This window comes from Hydrogenophaga sp. PML113, from assembly GCF_001777155.1.
Lineage (GTDB): Bacteria > Pseudomonadota > Gammaproteobacteria > Burkholderiales > Burkholderiaceae_C > Hydrogenophaga > Hydrogenophaga borbori.
On the sequence record NZ_MIYM01000008.1, the window covers coordinates 69,389 to 85,665 of the forward strand.

The window sequence follows — 16,277 nt, forward strand, 5'->3', positions numbered from 1 at the left end:
TAGACCCGGCCGGGCCCGCGCGACCGGGTTCTTGTGGGCTCATACCTTGATGGCGTAGGCCGGCAGCGGGCCGGCGGCCGGCTCGGGCGCGTCCCCGTGGAAGCACGCCTCGAAGGCCGTGGGCGGACCGCTGACCACCGACAGCGCCTCATCGCCCTCGCGCCCGGAAGACCAGAGATCGATGGGCTCCGCCTCGTCGTCCGCCGGCCGGAAGACCGGCGGGCCATCGACCAGCGCGTCCCACCAGGGTTCGGGCTGGGCGCGTTCCTGTTGGACGGCCTGTATCAGGCGTTCGGCCAGTTCGGCGCAGTCGCGCAGGCGCCGCCGCATCCAGCGGTCGGACCATCGCCCCTTCTCTTGCTCGTCGGCCAGGGCGAGCTGGCCCAACCGGCAGGTGTCCTGCAGCTCCCGCAGGCAGCGGATCAGGCAGTCGGCGGTGTCCGGGTCGTCTTCGCCGCCGCCCTGGTAGCGCTCGGGCCAGGCGATGCCCAGGCCGTCGGGGCGCAGCGGCAAGCCGCTCAGCAGGGGCTGGAGCAGGTCGCGCCGCAGCTGGGCGAGCGCTTCGGTGTCGCCGCGCTGTGCATGGCGCTCCAGGGCCTTGAGCGCTTGCCCGGGGGTGGCGAGGGACTTGCGCCCGAAGCCGCGCGCGAGGCGTCCCACGCGGTTGTGGTCCCTTCGCAGCTGCGCCTTGCCGGCGTGTTTGACGGCGTCGATCAGGTCCGCGAGATGGGCGAAGGGCGTGGGCGCCTGGGCCGCCTGCGTGCGCAGCACCGGCACCGGGGCGTGGTTGCCGTCGAGCGGCGCGCTCGGGTCCGACGGAAACAGCCGCAGGCCGATGGTGCCCGTGGCCACGGCGCGCACCAGCTGGCCGTGCTGCGCCCGCGTCCGGACCCAGGCCGCCTGGCGCAGCGCACGCAAGGTGTCGGGCGCCACACCGGCGTCCAGCAGGGCCCGTTCGGCGTCGCACAGCGGCGGCGCGCCGCCGGGGGCCTGGCTGGCCTGCAGTCCCACTTCGTACAGCTGGCCCTGCAGCCAGTCGAGGCTTAGGTAGGTGTTGTGGCGCAGCGCCTGCCGCTGGGCCTCGTTCAGCGGCGCATCGACACCGAGGCGGCCGGCGTACAGCTCGCTGGCCTTGAAGCCGTCCGCATCGCGCAAGGCCCTGGCTTCCCGGTCGCGCCGGCGCATGCGCTGTTTGTCCGCCGCCAGATAGGCCTGGTACTTGGCGAGGTGCGTGAGCAGGAAGAGGCCCAGCGCGGAGCCGACGACGGCGGCCGGAATCGTCCCATAGGAACCGGTGCCCGCCGCCATCGCGGCCAGGCCCAACAGGCTGAGCAGAAAGTTGACCAGGTTGAACTTGCCTCGGAACTTGCGGGCCCAGGCCACGCGCTTGGCCTGGTTCGTGCGCTGAATGGCCTTGGCCAGCTGCCGGGCCAGGTTGCGGCGCACCTGCAGGGCCTGCTTCACCTGCTCGGGGTCGGCGCCGGGGGTGACGCTGTCGGGGGACAGGCCCCACACCACGCGCTCGAAGGCCTGCAGCTTGGCGAGGCGGGCGGCCCGCGCCTTGCCCATGCGCTTCTGGCCGCCCACGCGGTCCCAGTTCGCGGTGAGCAGATGGGCCAGCGCCAGCAGCACCGCCACCGGCGGCACGGCCTGGCCCACGGTGTCCAGGGCGGCGCCGGCCGCGCCGCTGGTGAGCAGGTGGGGCAACAGCGTGGCGAGCGCGCTGAACAGCTGGAAAGGGCCCTTGGCGCCCTGCAGCGCGCCGTCGCGCAGGAAGGCGATCTGCTCGTCGCTGAGGCCGGCGAGCAGGTCGAGGGGGTGGCTCAGGCCTTCGCGCATGCGCTCGAGCAGCGGCACCCGCGACGCGGCGTCGAAGGCGTCGATGCGCGCCTGCAAGGCGTCGCGCTGCCGCTCGGCGTGGTCGGCCAGGCCTTGGCGCCGCTCGTCCGGGTAGGCCAGGGCCTGCTGGCGCAGGCGCAGGGCCTCGTCGGCGCTCACCAGGTGGTCGAGGTGCAGCTGGCGCCGCTCAATGGCCCGCTCGCGCTCCGGGCCCAGCAGATAGGCCTTCTCGAAGCCCTTCAACAGGCCGGTCAGCGCGTCCACGTTGAATTGCGCGAGGTCGCGTGTGGCCCGCAGCCGCGGGTCAGGGCCGTGGCGCAGCTGGTCGTTCAGCTGGTGCAGCAGGAGGTGCTGCGCGCCCAGCAGCGCCTCGAACGCCTGGTACTGCTGGTGGGCCTCGCGCCAGGCATGCAGGGTCAGGCCCGTGTCGACGAGGGAGCACAGCAGGTTGAAGAGGCCGCCCGCGAACAGCGTGGCGGGCAGCGCGTCGCCGCCGGCGTCGTCGGTGAAGGCGTTCGCCAGGCCGGTGCCGCTGGTGGCGCCCGCCCCCGTCGCCCAGCCGGCGCAGACCGCGGCCAGGAGGTCGGGCCTGTCCAGCAGGCCGGGGGCGACGTACGCAGCGCCGACGACCGGGGCGTCCACGGGCGGCGCCGCCCGCACGCCCTGGCGCGGCGACAGGCGGGGGCTGCCGGGCGCCGACGGCTGGCGCGACGCGCGCTGATCGTGCAGCTGCCGCAGGTTGTTCTGGGCGTGCGATGGGCTGCCGGGGTGCTGGAGCGTGCGCGGGCTGCGCGGCGCCAAGCCGCTGCCGCCGTCCGGCAAGGGGTGGATGGGGGGGCGTTCGACCCGGGCTTTGCGGGGGGAAGGCGGCCGGCGGATCAAGCTCAGGGACAGTGACTGCACGGGGTCGTTCCTTCCTGTGTCGTGGCCGCTCGGCGAGGGTTGGTGTCGTGGTCCATGGCCCAGCCCTTGTAGGTGTCGGGATAGGCGTGGCTGCGACCGATCTCGACGTCTTCCAGCACCGCGAGCGCGTCGGGCGCGCGCCCGGCCAGCGAGCGGTGCAAACCGATCAGGTAAGTGGCGATGGCCCGGCGCTGGTTGCCGCAGGCGCGCACCGGCGGGGCCGGGTGCCCGTCGCCCGCGCACAGCAGCAAGACCTTGCCCTTGCCATTGACCAGGGGCACCGTGTCGCAGGGGATCAGGGGCGTGTCGCGCCAGGTGAGGGCGCGGGCGTCGAACAGCACCGTGGGGGCCGGTCGCACACCGGTGCGCGCGCATTCGCGTTCGAAGGCCGCGATCACCAGCGGGTGGGTCAGGAAGAAGGTCGGCGTCCGCCCGGCCTTGGCCAGCAGATCGTCCAGGTCGTCGGGCGTGGGCGGGCCGGACAGCGGGAACAGCACCTGGGTGGGGGGCACGCGCGAGAGCCAGCCGTGCCGGGGGTTGTGGATGAGGTCGTTCGTGCGCCAGGCCTCGACCGCGTCGATCGCCCGGCGCAGCGGCGCCTGGGCGTCCGCCGCCAGCGGGGTGGATGTCCGTCCGCTCGACATGGCCAGTTCAAAAGGGTTTGGTAATGAAATAGGCTTACGAATGGACGCACTCTAGGTGCGCCGGCCCGTTTCACCAACCAATGTTTGGTTGTGTGCTCATGACAGAAATGTCTGAGCGGCCGTGTCGGGCGCGGGGCTGGCGCCGACACGGTGTCGCCGGCCCGGGCCGGCGCTGCTGCGGCGCGCGTCAGCTCGCCGCTTCGATGATGCGGATGTCGCGTTCCGCGCCCTGGCCCAGGGCCTGCAGGGCGGCCTGGTAGCCCGGGCTGTCGTGCGCCGCGATGGCCTGCGCCACGCTGTCGAACTCGATCAGCACGGCGCGCTGGTGCGGGGCCGCTTCGTACACCTGGGCGGGCATGCCGCGCGCCAGGAAACGGGCGCCGGCCGCCTGCAGGGCGGGCAGGGCCAACTCGGCGTACTTGGCCAGCGCGGCGGGGTCGGTGATCGAGCGGTAGGTGGCCATCCAGTAAGCCTTGGGCATGGGGGGAGTCTCCTTGGGGGTCGGTTGGGGGAAGCCGTCGACGGCGCGCTGATTGTCGCCCGCAGGTCCAGGCCCCCTCGAGACCGCCCCAGGACCCGGCGACGCCCGGGGGGCCGTGACGGCGTCGGGCGGCGCTTATTTCCTGGTGTAGATCTGGTCGAACGAGGCGCCGTCGGCGAAATGCGCCTTCGCGGCCTTGTCCCAGCCGCCGAAGGCCTGGTCGATGGTGAACAGGTTGAGTTTGGGCAGCTGCTTGGCGTACTTGGCCTGGGCCTTCGTCGAGACCGGGCGGTAGAAGTTTTTGCCGATGATGTCCTGCGCCTCTTCGGTGTAGAGGTACTCGAGGTAGGCCTGGGCCACGGCGCGCGTGCCCTTCTTGTCCACGTTCTTGTCGACCACGGTCACCGCGGGCTCGGCCAGGATGGACAGCGAGGGGTAGACGAAGTCGAACTTGGCGCCGAACTCCTTCTCGAGCAGGTAGGCCTCGTTCTCCCAGGCGATCAGCACGTCGCCCTGGTTGCGCTGCGCGAAGGTGATGGTCGAGCCGCGCGCGCCGGTGTCGAGCACCGGCACGTTGTTGTAGAGCCGGGCGACGAAGTCCTTGGCCTGGGCGTCACCGCCGAACTGGCGCTTGGCGAACTCCCACGCGGCCAGGTAATTCCAGCGCGCGCCGCCCGAGGTTTTGGGGTTGGGGGTGATGACCTTCACGTCGGGGCGCACCAGGTCGTCCCAGTCCTTGATGTTCTTGGGGTTGCCCTGGCGCACCGCGAGCACGATGGTCGAGGTGTAGGGCGAGCTGTTGTGCGGCAGGCGCTTCTGCCAGTCCTTGGGGATCCACTGGCCGTGGGCGTGCAGCGCATCGGTGTCGCCGGCCAGGGCCAGCGTGGCCACGTCGGCGTCGAGGCCGTCGATGATGGAGCGGGCCTGTTTGCCCGAGCCGCCATGCGACTGTTTGATCGTCACGTCCTGGCCGGTCTTGGCCTTCCAGTGCTTGGTGAAGGCCTGGTTGATCTCGACGTAGAGCTCGCGCGTGGGGTCGTAGCTCACATTGAGCAGGGTCACGGGCGCGGGGGCCTGGGCCTGGGCGGCGCCCACGCTCAGGGCGAGGGCGGCGGCGCCCAGGGTGGTCAGCAGGTGGCGGCGGGTGGTCATGGGTCGTTCCTTCTTCGGAGGGCGGTGCTGTGAGACAGCGAGGCCGCGATGTTCCCGGGAACGCCTCCAGGAAGGAACGAATACGTTTTTGGTTGTTTATGACGAAAACATCTATGGCCACCGCGTGCGGAGGCTCAGCCACGCAGCGGGAACCCCTGCGCCAGCGCCTCGCGCAGCCAGGCCACGAACACCGACACCGCGCGTGGCACGTGGCTCGCGTAGGGACGGATGGCGTAGAGGTGGTCGCTGAAGGTGCCCACCGACGCCCAGTCCGCCAGCACCTCCACCAGCTTGCCCGCGCGCAGGGCGGCCTGGGCGCTGAAGTCGGGCACCAGCGCGATGCCCAGGCCCGCGATCGCGGCATCGCGCAGGGCCTCGCTGTTGTTGGCGGCGAAGGGCCCCGCCACCGGCACGGTGAAGCGCTGGGCGGGCGCCTGGCGGCGCGCCTCGCCGGCCGGCTGGAAGTGCCAGGCCGGCGTGTCCTGCGCGCGCGGGTAGTGCAGGCAATCGTGGCCGGCCAGGTCCTGCGGCGCGGCGGGCGTGCCGCGGCGGCGCAGGTAGGCGCGGCTGGCCACCAGCACCGAGCGCGTGCGGCACAGGGTCCAGGCCACGTGCGTGTCGGGTGGGGCGGCGGTGTGGCGGATGGCGAGGTCGAAGCCCTCGGTGGCCAGCGAGCTCAGGCGGTCCGACAGATCGAGCTCGACGCGGATGCCGGGGTGCTCGCGCAGGAAATCGGCGATGCGCGGCACCAGCTGCTGGCGAGCGAAGGCCACCGGCGCGGTCACGCGCACCCGGCCCGCGGGCACCTCGGCCAGGTCGCGCACGCTGGCGAAGCCCTGGGCGATGCGCTCGAAGGGCTCGCGCAGGCCGTCCACCAGGCGCTGGCCGGCCTCGGTGAGACGCACGCTGCGCGTGGTGCGCTGCACCAGGGGCACGCCAGCCGCGCGCTCCAGTTCGCTGATGTGCTGGCTCATGGCGGCCTTGCTCACGCCCAGGCGCTGCGCCGCCGCCGTGTAGCTGCCGTGCTGCGCCAGCACCGTGAGCCAGTGCAGGTGGGACCAGAGGTGTTCGGCTTTTTCCAGACTCATGCGGCGATTGTTCACCATGGCAAACAAAACGTTCAAGCCCAGGGCCTAGGCGCGGCCGGGCCCTCTGCCTAGACTGGACCGCTTCTTCACCGCCCACGCCCCGCCGCCATGACCACGAACCCCAGCGCCATCACCCACTTCATCGGCGGCCGCGCCGCCGCCGGCACGTCCGCGCGCGTGCAGGACGTGACCAATCCCGCCACCGGCGCGGTCACCGGCCGCGTGGCCCTGGCCAACGCCGCCGATGTGGACGCCGCCGTGGCCGCCGCCCAGGCCGCCTTCCCGGCCTGGGCCGACACGCCGCCCATTCGCCGCGCGCGCGTGATGTTCAAGTTCCTCGAACTGGTGAACCAGCACAAGGACGAGCTCGCGCGCCTCATCACGGCCGAGCACGGCAAGGTGTTCACCGACGCCCAGGGCGAGGTGGCGCGCGGCATCGACATCATCGAATTCGCCTGCGGCATCCCGCAGCTGCTCAAGGGCGACTTCACCGACCAGGTCTCCACGGGCATGGACAACTGGACCCTGCGCCAGCCGCTGGGCGTGGTCGCGGGCATCACCCCCTTCAACTTCCCGGTGATGGTGCCCATGTGGATGTTCCCGGTGGCCATCGCCGCGGGCAACAGCTTCGTGCTCAAGCCCAGCCCGATCGACCCCTCGGCCTCGCTCTTCATGGGCGAGCTGCTGAAACAGGCCGGGCTGCCCGACGGCGTCTACAACGTGGTGCAGGGCGACAAGGAGGCGGTGGACGCGCTGCTGGTGCACCCCGACGTGAAGGCCATCAGCTTCGTCGGCTCCACGCCCATCGCGAATTACATCTACGAGACCGGCGCCCGCCACGGCAAGCGCGTGCAGGCCCTGGGCGGCGCCAAGAACCACATGGTGGTGATGCCCGACGCCGATCTCGACCAGGCGGTGGACGCGCTCATCGGCGCGGCCTACGGCAGCGCGGGCGAGCGCTGCATGGCCATCAGCGTGGCCGTGCTGGTGGGCGACGTGGCCGACCAGATCATGCCGAAGCTGGTCGAGCGCACGAAAGCGCTCAAGGTGCTGGACGGCATGAACCTCGCGGCCGAGATGGGCCCCATCGTCACGGCCGCCGCGCACCAACGCATCAGCGGCTACATCGACGCGGGCGTGAAGGAGGGTGCCCAGCTGCTGGTGGATGGCCGGGGCTTTACCGGCGCCGCGGCGGGCAAGGGCTGCGAGCAGGGCTTCTGGATGGGCGGCACGCTGTTCGACCACGTGGGCACCGACATGCGCATCTACAAGGAAGAAATCTTCGGCCCGGTGCTCAGCTGCGTGCGCGTGCCCGACTTCGCGCAGGCGGTTGAGATCATCAACCGGCACGAGTTCGGCAACGGCGTCTCCTGCTTCACGCGCGACGGCAACGTGGCGCGCGAGTTCGCGCGCCGCATCCAGGTGGGCATGGTGGGCATCAACGTGCCGATCCCCGTGCCCATGGCCTGGCATGGCTTCGGCGGCTGGAAGAAGAGCCTGTTCGGCGACATGCACGCCTACGGCGAGGAGGGCGTGCGCTTCTACACCAAGCAGAAGTCGATCATGCAGCGCTGGCCCGAGAGCATCGGCAAGGGCGCCGAATTCGTGATGCCCACCGCGAAGTAAACGGCCATGAGCGGCGACACCGGCTTCGACTTCATCGTCATCGGCGCCGGCACGGCGGGCTGCCTGCTCGCCAACCGCCTGAGCGCCGACCCCACGAAGCGCGTGCTGCTGGTGGAGGCCGGCCGCAAGGACGACTACCACTGGATCCACATCCCGGTGGGCTACCTCTACTGCATCGGCAACCCGCGCACCGACTGGTGCTACCAGACCGAGCCCGACCCCGGCCTCAACGGCCGGCGCCTGCGCTACCCGCGCGGCAAGACCCTGGGCGGCTGCTCCAGCATCAACGGCATGATCTACATGCGCGGCCAGCGGCGCGACTACGAGCACTGGGCCGAGGCCACGGGCGACGACGCCTGGCGCTGGGACGCCTGCCTGCCCGACTTCATGGCGCACGAAGACCACCACCGCCTGGACGCCACGCAAGAAGAGGCCTTCGCCGCCCTGCACGGCCATCGCCGGCGCGGCAGCACCGGCGAGTGGCGCGTGGAAAAGCAGCGCCTGCGCTGGGACATCCTCGACGCCTTTGCCCTGGCCGCGCAGCAGGCTGGCGTGCCCGCCACGGCCGATTTCAACGGCGGCGACAACGAGGGCGTGGGCTATTTCGAGGTGAACCAGAAGGCCGGCTGGCGCTGGAACGCGTCCAAGGCCTTCCTGCGCCCGGTGCAGCACCGGCCCAACCTCACGGTGTGGACCGAAACCCTGACCGAGCGCCTGCTGTTCCAGCGCGGGGCCGACGGCGCGCTGCGCTGCACCGGCGCCGAGCTGCGCCGGGGCGGCGAGCGGGTCCGCGTGGGCGCCGCGCGCGAGTTGGTGCTGAGCGCCGGCAGCGTGGGCTCGCCCGCGCTGCTGCAGCGCTCGGGCCTGGGCCCGGCCGGGCTGCTGCGCCAGCACGGCGTCGAGGTGCTGCACGAACTGCCCGGCGTGGGCGAGAATCTGCAGGACCACCTGCAGATCCGCGCCGTCTACAAGGTGCAGGGCGCGCCCACGCTCAACGTGCTGGCCAACTCGCTGTGGGGCAAGGCGCGCATCGGCCTGCAGTACGCGCTGTCGCGCAGCGGGCCCATGAGCATGTCGCCCAGCCAGCTCGGCGCCTTCACGCGCAGCGATCCTTCGCAGCCGCACGCCAACCTGGAGTACCACGTGCAGCCGCTGAGCCTGGACGCCTTCGGCGAGCCGCTGCACGCTTTCCCGGCCTTCACCGCGAGCGTGTGCAACCTCAACCCCACCAGCCGGGGCCACGTGCGCATCACCGGCGCCGACCCCGAGGCCGCACCGGCCATCGCGCCGCTGTACCTGGCCACCGAGGAGGACCGCCGCGTGGCCGCCGACAGCCTGCGCGTGACGCGGCGCATCGTGGCCCAGCCCGCGCTGGCGAAGTACCGGCCCGAGGAGTTCAAGCCCGGGACGATGTACCAGAGCGACGAGGAGCTCGCGCGCCTGGCCGGCGACATCGCCAGCACCATCTTCCACCCCGTGGGCACCACCAAGATGGGCCGCGCGGACGACGACAGCGCCGTGGTCGACAGCCACCTGCGCGTGCGCGGCGTGGCCGGCCTGCGCGTGGTGGACGCGGGCGTGATGCCCACCATCACCAGCGGCAACACCAACAGCCCCACGCTGATGATCGCGGAGAAGGCCGCGCGCTGGATCCGCGAAGGCGCCTGAGTCCGACGGCGGCGGACCGGCTGCGCCTCAGCGCAAACCGCCCACGTACTTGTGGGGCTGCTCGCCCGAGGGCGCCGGGCCGGGCGCGGCGCGCAGCGCCTCCGCCGCCACGTCCAGCAGCGTCTTGCGCGGCGCCGCGCCCATGGCCACGATGGCCGCCTCCAGCTTGTCGGCCCAGGGCAGCAGATCCGCGTGGCCCTCGGCGGCGGCCCGCTCGCGCGTGAAGCGCACGATGGCGCGCGCGTACTCGGCGTTGGTGGCCAGCCATTCGGTGTCGATGACCCGGCCGGTCTTGCGCCGCAGCTGCACGTGCAGGTGCGCCGCGATGGCGAACAGCTCGCTGCTGCCGCTCACCCGCCCAGCCTCTCGTTGTGCAGGGCGGCGTCCAGGCCCTGGCGCTCGGCGTCGGCGCCCACGCGCAGGCCGGCGAAGCGCGAGACGATGAACAGCACCACGGTGGTCATCACCAGGCTGTAGCCCAGCACCGCCACGCAGGCGATGAGTTGGGTGAGCAGGCTGCCCCGCTGGCCCGAGATGGCCGGGTCGGCCAGCGCGCCGGTGAGCAGCGCGCCCACCAGCCCGCCCACGCCGTGCACGCCGAAGACGTCGAGCGAGTCGTCGGCGCGCAGCAGGCGCTTGAGCCCCGTGGCGCCCCAGTAGCAGGCGAAGCCCGCCGCCACGCCGATGAGCAGGGCCGCGCGCGGGCCGACGAAACCGGCGGCCGGCGTGATGGCCACCAGCCCCGCCACCACGCCCGAGCACAGGCCCAGCAGGGTGGCGCGCCGACGCGCCGCGTACTCGGCCAGCATCCAGGCCAGGGCGCCGGCCGCCGCGGCGATGTGCGTCACCACCATCGCCAGGCCCGCACGGCCGTCCGCCGCCAGGGCCGAGCCACCGTTGAAGCCGAACCAGCCCACCCACAGCAGGCCGGTGCCGGCCATGGTGAGGCCCAGGTTGAAGGGCAGGAAGGGCTCGCGCCCATAACCCTGGCGCGGACCCAGCGCGTAGGCGCAGACCAGGGCGGCCGCGCCGGCGTTGATGTGCACCACGGCACCGCCGGCGAAGTCCAGCGCACCGAGCTGGGCCAGCCAGCCCCCGGGTTCCCAGACCCAGTGCGCGATCGGCGCATAGACCAGCAGCAGCCACAGGCCGGCGAAACCGAGCAGGGCACCGAACTTCATGCGCTCCACCAGGGCGCCCACCACCAGGGCGCAGGTGATGACGGCGAAGCTGAGCTGGAACAGGGCGAACACCGACTCCGGCAGCCGCGGCGCGAGGTGGCTCACCGCCACCTGCCCGTCCGGGCCGAAGTAGCCCAGCCCGGCAAAGCCGGCGCGCGAGAGCCCGCCGATGAAGCCCCCCAGCTCGCCACCGGGCGTAAAAGCCAGTGAGTAAGCGATCGCAAACCACAGAACGCTCACCAGCGCGGCGATCGCCATCACGCTGGCCATGGTGTTGAGGGCGTTGAAGCGGCGCACCATGCCGCCGTAGAACAGGCCGATGCCCGGCAGGGTCATGAGCAGCACCAGGGCGGTGCTCACCATGACCCAGGCGGTGTCGGCGCCCGAGAGGCTGTCCAAGGCCGCCAGGGCGGGGCCGCTGATGTCTTCTGGCATGGCTGTTGTCCCAGGTGGTGGTGGGCGGCGTTTTGCATTTCCTGTGCCAGCGGTCGCGGGGAAGCAAGGGAAAGCCCCGATGCACCCGGGCGGTGCAAGCGGCTACAGTCTCCGAGTTGCCTGGTGCTCCCTAGGGGTATCCGGGTCGTTGGAGACCGAGGAGACAACCCATACCGGCACTGCCGGACGTGCCGCACCGGCGCACTACACGACTGGAAGAGCCGACCCAAAAGGTCGGCTTTTTCTTTTGGTGGCTTTGCTTTTAATTCAATAATTCTTGTATTATTGAAGGATGGACGAGCCCACTGCCATTCAATCCCTCGCCGCGCTGGCCCACGAGCACCGCCTGCGCGTTTTCCGCGCCTTGGTCGCGGCCGGCGACCAAGGCCTCACGCCCGGCGCCATGACCGAGCGGCTCGACATCGCCGCCACCAAGCTGTCCTTTCACCTCAAGGAGCTGGCGAACGCCGGCCTGGTGACGCAGCAGCGCGAGGGGCGCAACCTCATCTACCGCGCGGTCTACGCGCACATGAACGGCCTGCTGGCCTACCTCACCGAGAACTGCTGCCAGGGCGCGCCATGCGCCGTGGACAGCCCGTCCTGCGCTTGCTGATCGTTCACCGCCATGACCTCACCCGCTCCCCTGAACGTGCTCTTCCTGTGCACGCACAACGCCGCCCGCAGCATCCTGGCGGAGGCCACGCTCAACCACCTCGGCAAGGGCCGCTTCCAGGCCTATTCGGCGGGCAGCCGCCCGCGCGACAACCAGCAGCCCCACCCCTTGGCCCTGGAGGTGCTGCGGCGCGCGGGCATCGCCACCGAGGGGCTGCGCAGCAAGGGCTGGGACGAATTCGGCCGTCCCGACGCGCCGCCCATGGACCTGGTCATCACCGTCTGCGACAACGCCGCGGGCGAAACCTGCCCCTACTGGCCCGGCCAGCCGGCGACGGCCCATTGGGGCTATGCCGACCCCTCTTCGGTGCAGGGGTCGCCCGAGCAGCGGCTCGACGCTTTCCGGCAGACCCTGCTGGCCATCCGCCGACGGCTTGAGCTGCTGGTCAATCTGCCCGCGAGCGCCCTGGACCGCCTGGCGCTGCAGGACTCGGCGCGCGCGCTGGCCAAGGACTGAACCCATGGCCCTGCAGGACAGCGCCCTGTCGGCGCCACCGGGCGCCGCGCCCGCCATCGGTTTCTTCGAGCGCTACCTGAGCCTCTGGGTCGCGCTGTGCATCGTCGCCGGCGTGGCGCTCGGGCGGCTGCTGCCCGGTCTGTTCCAGGCCATCGCCGCGCTGGAGCTGGCCCGGGTGAACCTGGTGGTGGGCGCGCTCATCTGGGTGATGGTCGTCCCGATGCTGCTGAAGATCGACTTCGCCGCCCTGGGCCAGGTGCGCGCGCACGCGCGGGGCATCGGCGTCACCCTGTTCGTCAACTGGGCCGTCAAGCCCTTTTCCATGGCGCTGCTGGGCTGGTTGTTCATCCGCCACGCCTTCGCGCCCTGGCTGCCGCCGGACCAGCTCGACAGCTACGTGGCCGGCCTGATCCTCCTGGCGGCCGCGCCCTGCACGGCCATGGTGTTCGTGTGGAGCCAGCTCTGCCGCGGCGACCCGTACTTCACGCTGTCGCAGGTCGCGCTCAACGACGCCATCATGGTCGTGGCCTTCGCGCCCATCGTGGCGCTGCTGCTGGGGCTGTCGTCCATCACCGTGCCCTGGGACACGCTGCTCATCTCCGTGGGGCTGTACATCGTGGTGCCCGTGGCCCTGGCCCAGGTCTGGCGCCGGGCGCTGTGGCGGCGCGGCCAGGCCCGCTTCGAGGCGGTGGTGTCGCGGCTGGGGCCGCTGTCCATCGGCGCGCTGCTGCTCACGCTGGTGCTGCTGTTCGGCTTCCAGGGCGAGGCCCTGCTGGGGCAGCCCCTGGTCATCGCCCTGCTGGCGGTGCCCATCCTGGTCCAGGTGCTGCTCAACTCGGGGCTGGCCTACTGGCTCAACCGCCGGCTCGGCGTGGCGCACTGCGTGGCGGGGCCGTCGGCGCTGATCGGCGCCAGCAACTTCTTTGAGTTGGCGGTGGCCACGGCCATCGGCCTGTTCGGCTTCCAGTCCGGCGCGGCGCTGGCCACCGTGGTGGGCGTGCTGATCGAGGTGCCGGTGATGCTGGCCGTGGTGGCCGCCGTGAACCGCAGCCAGGCCTGGTACGAGCGGGGCGCGGCGGGGCGGCGCGGCGCCTGAGCGCGGGCGGCGACAATCGCCGCCGTTATGGAACTGCTGCTCGTCTCGGCCGCCTCGCTGCTGGCCGGCTTCGTGGACTCGATCGTGGGCGGGGGCGGGCTGATCCTCGTGCCTGCGATGTTCGCGGTCTTTCCCCACACCCACCCGGCCACGCTGTTCGGCATCAACAAGGGCGCGGCCGTGCTGGGCACGGCGGCGGCCACGGTGCAGTACGCGCGGCGCGTGGACATGCCCTGGCGCGCGCTGCTGCCGGCGGCGGCCATGGCCTTCGCCGGCGCCATGGCGGGGGCCTGGACGGTCACCGTGGTTTCGCCCGACTTCCTGCGCCGCGCGTTGCCCTTCGTGCTGGGCGCGGTGCTGCTCTACACCCTGGCGCGCAAGGACCTGGGTCACGCGCACGACCCGGCCTTCGCCGGGCGCCGGCTGACGGCGGCGGCCTGCCTGATGGGCGCGGTCATCGGCTTCTACGACGGCTTCTTCGGCCCGGGCACCGGCAGCTTCTTCGTCTTCCTGTTCGTGCGCTGGCTGGGCTTCGACTTCCTGCACGCCAGCGCCAGCGCCAAGCTGCTGAACACGGCGTCCAACCTGGCGGCGCTGCTGCTGTTCGCGCTCAAAGGCCATGTGTGGTGGCACTACGCCCTGGTGATGGCCCTGGCCAATGTGGTGGGCAGCCTGGCCGGCACCCGGCTGGCCCTCAAGCACGGCAGCGGCTTCGTGCGCTGGGTGTTCATCGGGGTGGTGGGGGCGCTGATCCTCAAGACCACCTGGGACGCCTGGCTGCGCTAGCGGTCCGGCCCGGTTCTTGGTGCATCTGCACTATTCGCGTGCTGGGAAACCCTGCCTAGTATCAAGCTGGCCGCCCGTGCGCCGATGCCAAGGCCAGGGCGGGTTGGTCCGCCTTCGACGATGGAGATCCTGTCCGCCATGCAACACGCCCGCCTCCCGCGCCTTCTGCTTGCCTGCCTGACCGCCACGCTGCTGTGGACGGGCGCCGCCACCGCCCAGGGCCTGCCACCGACCGTCGAGGCCGACCGCCAGCTGCAACTGGCCTCCGGCGAAATGGAGAAGGAGGACAAAGGCGGCAAGGCCGACTGGCCCAAGGCGGCCGCCGCGCTCAAGGCCGCCGAGGCCACCGGCGTGCCCATGCCGGCCAACTTTGACTACCACTACGGCCGCGCCCTGCAGGCCACGGGCCAGCACGCCGCCGCCCTGGAGCGCCTGGAGCGCTACCTGCGGGTGCACGGCACCAAGGGCAAGTACTACAGCCAGGCGCTGCAGCTCTACACCAGCGCCCAGGCGGGCAAGGCCACGGCCGACGAAGCCGCGCGCCAGCGCGCCGCGCTCGACGCGGCCTGGGTGGACGTGAAGACCACCTGGTGGAACACCGACGACCTGGACGACGGCTGCGAGCGCGCCGAGGCCCGCATCGAGCGCTACGCGCCCAGTGCGCGCAACCTCGACTGCTCGTGCCAGACGGGCTTCATCAACCACCCCGCCTGGCGCGACCACCAGGAGATCACCTGCACGGTGACCTGGCAGGGCAACCTGCTGCAGGAAAAGCGCGAATCCTTCTCTGGCGAGCGCAAGTACCGGACCCATTCGGGCAGCGGGTCGGTGCTCGAAGGCATGAGGTCGCGGCAGCAATGAGCGGCGGGCCCATGGGGCGCCGCGGGCGCCGGTTCGCCCTCGGCGCGGCGCTGGCGGGCCTGGCGCTGCTGGGGCTGGGCGGCGCGCCGGCCCGGGCGGCCGAGATCGGCGGCCAGGGCACGCTGCGCCCCGGCGGCGGCCTGGCCCGGGTGGAGTGCTTCAAGAGCGCTACCCCGGACGTGCCCGAGGTCTGCGGCATCCACGAGGTCCGCTGGAAGCTCACGACGCTGATGGGCGAGCCGGTGGCCAACGCCGGGCTCGTGTGGACCATCAGCTCGGTGAAGATCCGCGTGGGCAAAGAGGTCCGGGGCTTTCCCGTGGAGCTGCTGCCCGCGCCGCTGGAGCGGGCCGCCCGGCGCAGCGAGCTGATGGTCTACGGCCTGGGCCTCTTCATCGGCAAGGGCGGGGCGATCCTGGCTGTCGATCTGGACACGGGCGCGCCCGTGCGGCCCGATGGCAAGGTCTCGTTCAACGTGCCGGGCAGCCCCGACTGGTCGCGCTTCATCATCAGCGGCGGCTCCAGCCGGCTCCCGAGCGGCGATCTGACCATGGGGCAGCAGGGCTGGTGCGCCAGGGAGGGGCGAAGCCACCTGTCGCCGGCCGACGCGAAGGACGCCATGCGCGGGGGCATCCAGCTGACGGAGTTGATCATCTGCCCGCGCAGCTCGGCCAGCGCCAGCGCGCTGGCGAGCGCCTTGCAGGCGTTCTGCGAGAAGACGCCGCAGTCGGCGTACTGCGAGAAGAAGCCCAAGCCGGACAAACCCGATCTGGCCCACGCCGATGCCCTGGACAAGGCGGCCGACGCCCCCGACGTGCGCCGTGTGCACGCGCGCCTGGTCGAGGCCTTCCGCCAGGCGTCCGAGGCGGCCTGCCGCCAGGAGCTGGCGCCCGTGCAGGCCTGCCGGCGCCAGCAATGCCCCGACCCGCAGGGCCCCGACGAGGCCCGCTGCAAGGCGATGCCGGGCCGGCCGTGGCGCGACATCGGCCCCTTGCTGACGCGCGTGGACAACTCGCCCTGCGACGCGCGCTGCGAACGCGAACGCGAGCGCAACCGCGAGGAAGCGCGCCGGGCGCGCGAGCGCGAGGCGCGCGAATTCGAGGCCAGGGAAGCGGCCTGGGAGTCACAGTGGGGCGAGCTGTCCCGCCAGTGCCAGGCCAACCGGGAAGCCCGCGCGGCCCAGGCGCGCTGCGTGCAGGCCTCGGAAAGCCGCTGCAACCCGGGCGGGCTCACGCCCCAGACCTGCCTGGACCGGCGCATGGCCGGCGCGCCCACGTCCGCCGCGGCGCAGGCGGTGTTCGACCAGCAGACGCAGGAGCGCCGCCGCGTCGACGAGCGCCCGCGCTTCCTGGACTGAGGCGGGGGGCCCGCCCTGGCGGGCCGGGTTGGC

General features: G+C 71.9%; 15 protein-coding genes. 8 read left to right on the forward strand and 7 right to left on the reverse strand.

The features are described 5' to 3' along the window. Nucleotides 1-39 precede the first annotated feature (39 nt). The 5 genes from BHU06_RS15870 to BHU06_RS15890 all read right to left on the reverse strand — a co-directional run bounded on the left by BHU06_RS15870 (nt 40) and on the right by BHU06_RS15890 (nt 6,107). Complete coding sequence (locus tag BHU06_RS15870) at nt 40-2,742, reverse strand: hypothetical protein (protein ID WP_139147087.1); 2,703 nt, start codon at nt 2,740-2,742, stop codon at nt 40-42. Then, entirely contained in the window at nt 2,724-3,386 is a 663-nt protein-coding gene (locus BHU06_RS15875) for a hypothetical protein (protein ID WP_070400183.1), read from the reverse strand. The genes BHU06_RS15870 and BHU06_RS15875 overlap by 19 nt, the downstream gene beginning before the upstream one ends. A gap of 187 nt (nt 3,387-3,573) precedes the next feature. Next, entirely contained in the window at nt 3,574-3,867 is a 294-nt protein-coding gene (locus BHU06_RS15880) for a DUF1330 domain-containing protein (protein ID WP_070400184.1), read from the reverse strand. Between the two features lie 135 nt (nt 3,868-4,002). Further along, entirely contained in the window at nt 4,003-5,019 is a 1,017-nt protein-coding gene (locus BHU06_RS15885) for a sulfate ABC transporter substrate-binding protein (RefSeq protein WP_070400185.1), read from the reverse strand. Between the two features lie 134 nt (nt 5,020-5,153). Further along, the gene (locus BHU06_RS15890; RefSeq protein ID WP_070400323.1) at nt 5,154-6,107 is read right to left on the reverse strand and encodes a LysR family transcriptional regulator; all 954 of its coding nucleotides are present in this window, start codon (nt 6,105-6,107) and stop codon (nt 5,154-5,156) included. Nucleotides 6,108-6,215: 108 nt separating this feature from the next. Here BHU06_RS15890 and BHU06_RS15895 point away from each other — a divergent pair, with 108 nt between their 5' ends. Continuing rightward, a complete protein-coding gene (locus BHU06_RS15895; RefSeq protein WP_070400186.1) occupies nt 6,216-7,733 on the forward strand; it encodes a CoA-acylating methylmalonate-semialdehyde dehydrogenase in 1,518 nt (505 codons plus the stop codon). Nucleotides 7,734-7,739: 6 nt separating this feature from the next. Next, nucleotides 7,740-9,401 carry a GMC family oxidoreductase gene (locus BHU06_RS15900; protein WP_070400187.1) on the forward strand — a complete coding sequence of 554 codons (1,662 nt, stop codon included), beginning with the start codon at nt 7,740-7,742 and terminating at the stop codon, nt 9,399-9,401. A 27-nt stretch (nt 9,402-9,428) separates the two neighbouring features. On the opposite strand, the gene BHU06_RS15905 is transcribed toward BHU06_RS15900, so the two are convergent. Together BHU06_RS15905 and BHU06_RS15910 are read right to left on the reverse strand one after the other, a co-directional pair. Beyond that, the gene (locus BHU06_RS15905) at nt 9,429-9,755 is read right to left on the reverse strand and encodes a hypothetical protein (RefSeq protein ID WP_070400188.1); all 327 of its coding nucleotides are present in this window, start codon (nt 9,753-9,755) and stop codon (nt 9,429-9,431) included. Further along, nucleotides 9,752-11,017, reverse strand: coding sequence for an ammonium transporter (locus BHU06_RS15910; RefSeq protein ID WP_070400189.1), 1,266 nt, complete (start codon nt 11,015-11,017; stop codon nt 9,752-9,754). Before BHU06_RS15910 ends, BHU06_RS15905 begins: the two co-directional genes overlap by 4 nt. A gap of 292 nt (nt 11,018-11,309) precedes the next feature. On the opposite strand from BHU06_RS15910, the gene BHU06_RS15915 reads away from it, so the two are divergent. The 6 genes from BHU06_RS15915 (at nt 11,310) to BHU06_RS15940 (ending at nt 16,244) form a co-directional block, all read left to right on the forward strand. Then, nucleotides 11,310-11,630, forward strand: coding sequence for a helix-turn-helix transcriptional regulator (locus BHU06_RS15915; protein WP_070400190.1), 321 nt, complete (start codon nt 11,310-11,312; stop codon nt 11,628-11,630). Nucleotides 11,631-11,642: 12 nt separating this feature from the next. After that, the gene (locus BHU06_RS15920; protein WP_070400191.1) at nt 11,643-12,146 is read left to right on the forward strand and encodes an arsenate reductase ArsC; all 504 of its coding nucleotides are present in this window, start codon (nt 11,643-11,645) and stop codon (nt 12,144-12,146) included. Nucleotides 12,147-12,150: 4 nt separating this feature from the next. Further along, the gene (gene arsB / locus BHU06_RS15925; protein WP_070400192.1) at nt 12,151-13,242 is read left to right on the forward strand and encodes an ACR3 family arsenite efflux transporter; all 1,092 of its coding nucleotides are present in this window, start codon (nt 12,151-12,153) and stop codon (nt 13,240-13,242) included. A 27-nt stretch (nt 13,243-13,269) separates the two neighbouring features. Continuing rightward, the gene (locus BHU06_RS15930) at nt 13,270-14,028 is read left to right on the forward strand and encodes a TSUP family transporter (protein WP_070400193.1); all 759 of its coding nucleotides are present in this window, start codon (nt 13,270-13,272) and stop codon (nt 14,026-14,028) included. Between the two features lie 138 nt (nt 14,029-14,166). Next, complete coding sequence (locus BHU06_RS15935; protein ID WP_139147088.1) at nt 14,167-14,889, forward strand: hypothetical protein; 723 nt, start codon at nt 14,167-14,169, stop codon at nt 14,887-14,889. Beyond that, nucleotides 14,886-16,244, forward strand: a complete 1,359-nt coding sequence (locus BHU06_RS15940; RefSeq protein WP_217494352.1) for a hypothetical protein — start codon at nt 14,886-14,888, stop codon at nt 16,242-16,244. The genes BHU06_RS15935 and BHU06_RS15940 overlap by 4 nt, the downstream gene beginning before the upstream one ends. Nucleotides 16,245-16,277: the final 33 nt, after the last annotated feature.

Coding starts and splice junctions, on each gene's coding strand:
- BHU06_RS15875 (WP_070400183.1), bottom strand. CDS start 3,386: ATGTCGAGCGGACGGACATCCACCCCGCTGGCGGCGGACGCCCAGGCG.
- BHU06_RS15880 (WP_070400184.1), bottom strand. CDS start 3,867: ATGCCCAAGGCTTACTGGATGGCCACCTACCGCTCGATCACCGACCCC.
- BHU06_RS15885 (WP_070400185.1), bottom strand. CDS start 5,019: ATGACCACCCGCCGCCACCTGCTGACCACCCTGGGCGCCGCCGCCCTC.
- BHU06_RS15890 (WP_070400323.1), bottom strand. CDS start 6,107: ATGAGTCTGGAAAAAGCCGAACACCTCTGGTCCCACCTGCACTGGCTC.
- BHU06_RS15895 (WP_070400186.1), top strand. CDS start 6,216: ATGACCACGAACCCCAGCGCCATCACCCACTTCATCGGCGGCCGCGCC.
- BHU06_RS15900 (WP_070400187.1), top strand. CDS start 7,740: ATGAGCGGCGACACCGGCTTCGACTTCATCGTCATCGGCGCCGGCACG.
- BHU06_RS15910 (WP_070400189.1), bottom strand. CDS start 11,017: ATGCCAGAAGACATCAGCGGCCCCGCCCTGGCGGCCTTGGACAGCCTC.
- BHU06_RS15915 (WP_070400190.1), top strand. CDS start 11,310: ATGGACGAGCCCACTGCCATTCAATCCCTCGCCGCGCTGGCCCACGAG.
- BHU06_RS15920 (WP_070400191.1), top strand. CDS start 11,643: ATGACCTCACCCGCTCCCCTGAACGTGCTCTTCCTGTGCACGCACAAC.
- arsB (WP_070400192.1), top strand. CDS start 12,151: ATGGCCCTGCAGGACAGCGCCCTGTCGGCGCCACCGGGCGCCGCGCCC.
- BHU06_RS15930 (WP_070400193.1), top strand. CDS start 13,270: ATGGAACTGCTGCTCGTCTCGGCCGCCTCGCTGCTGGCCGGCTTCGTG.
- BHU06_RS15935 (WP_139147088.1), top strand. CDS start 14,167: ATGCAACACGCCCGCCTCCCGCGCCTTCTGCTTGCCTGCCTGACCGCC.
- BHU06_RS15940 (WP_217494352.1), top strand. CDS start 14,886: ATGAGCGGCGGGCCCATGGGGCGCCGCGGGCGCCGGTTCGCCCTCGGC.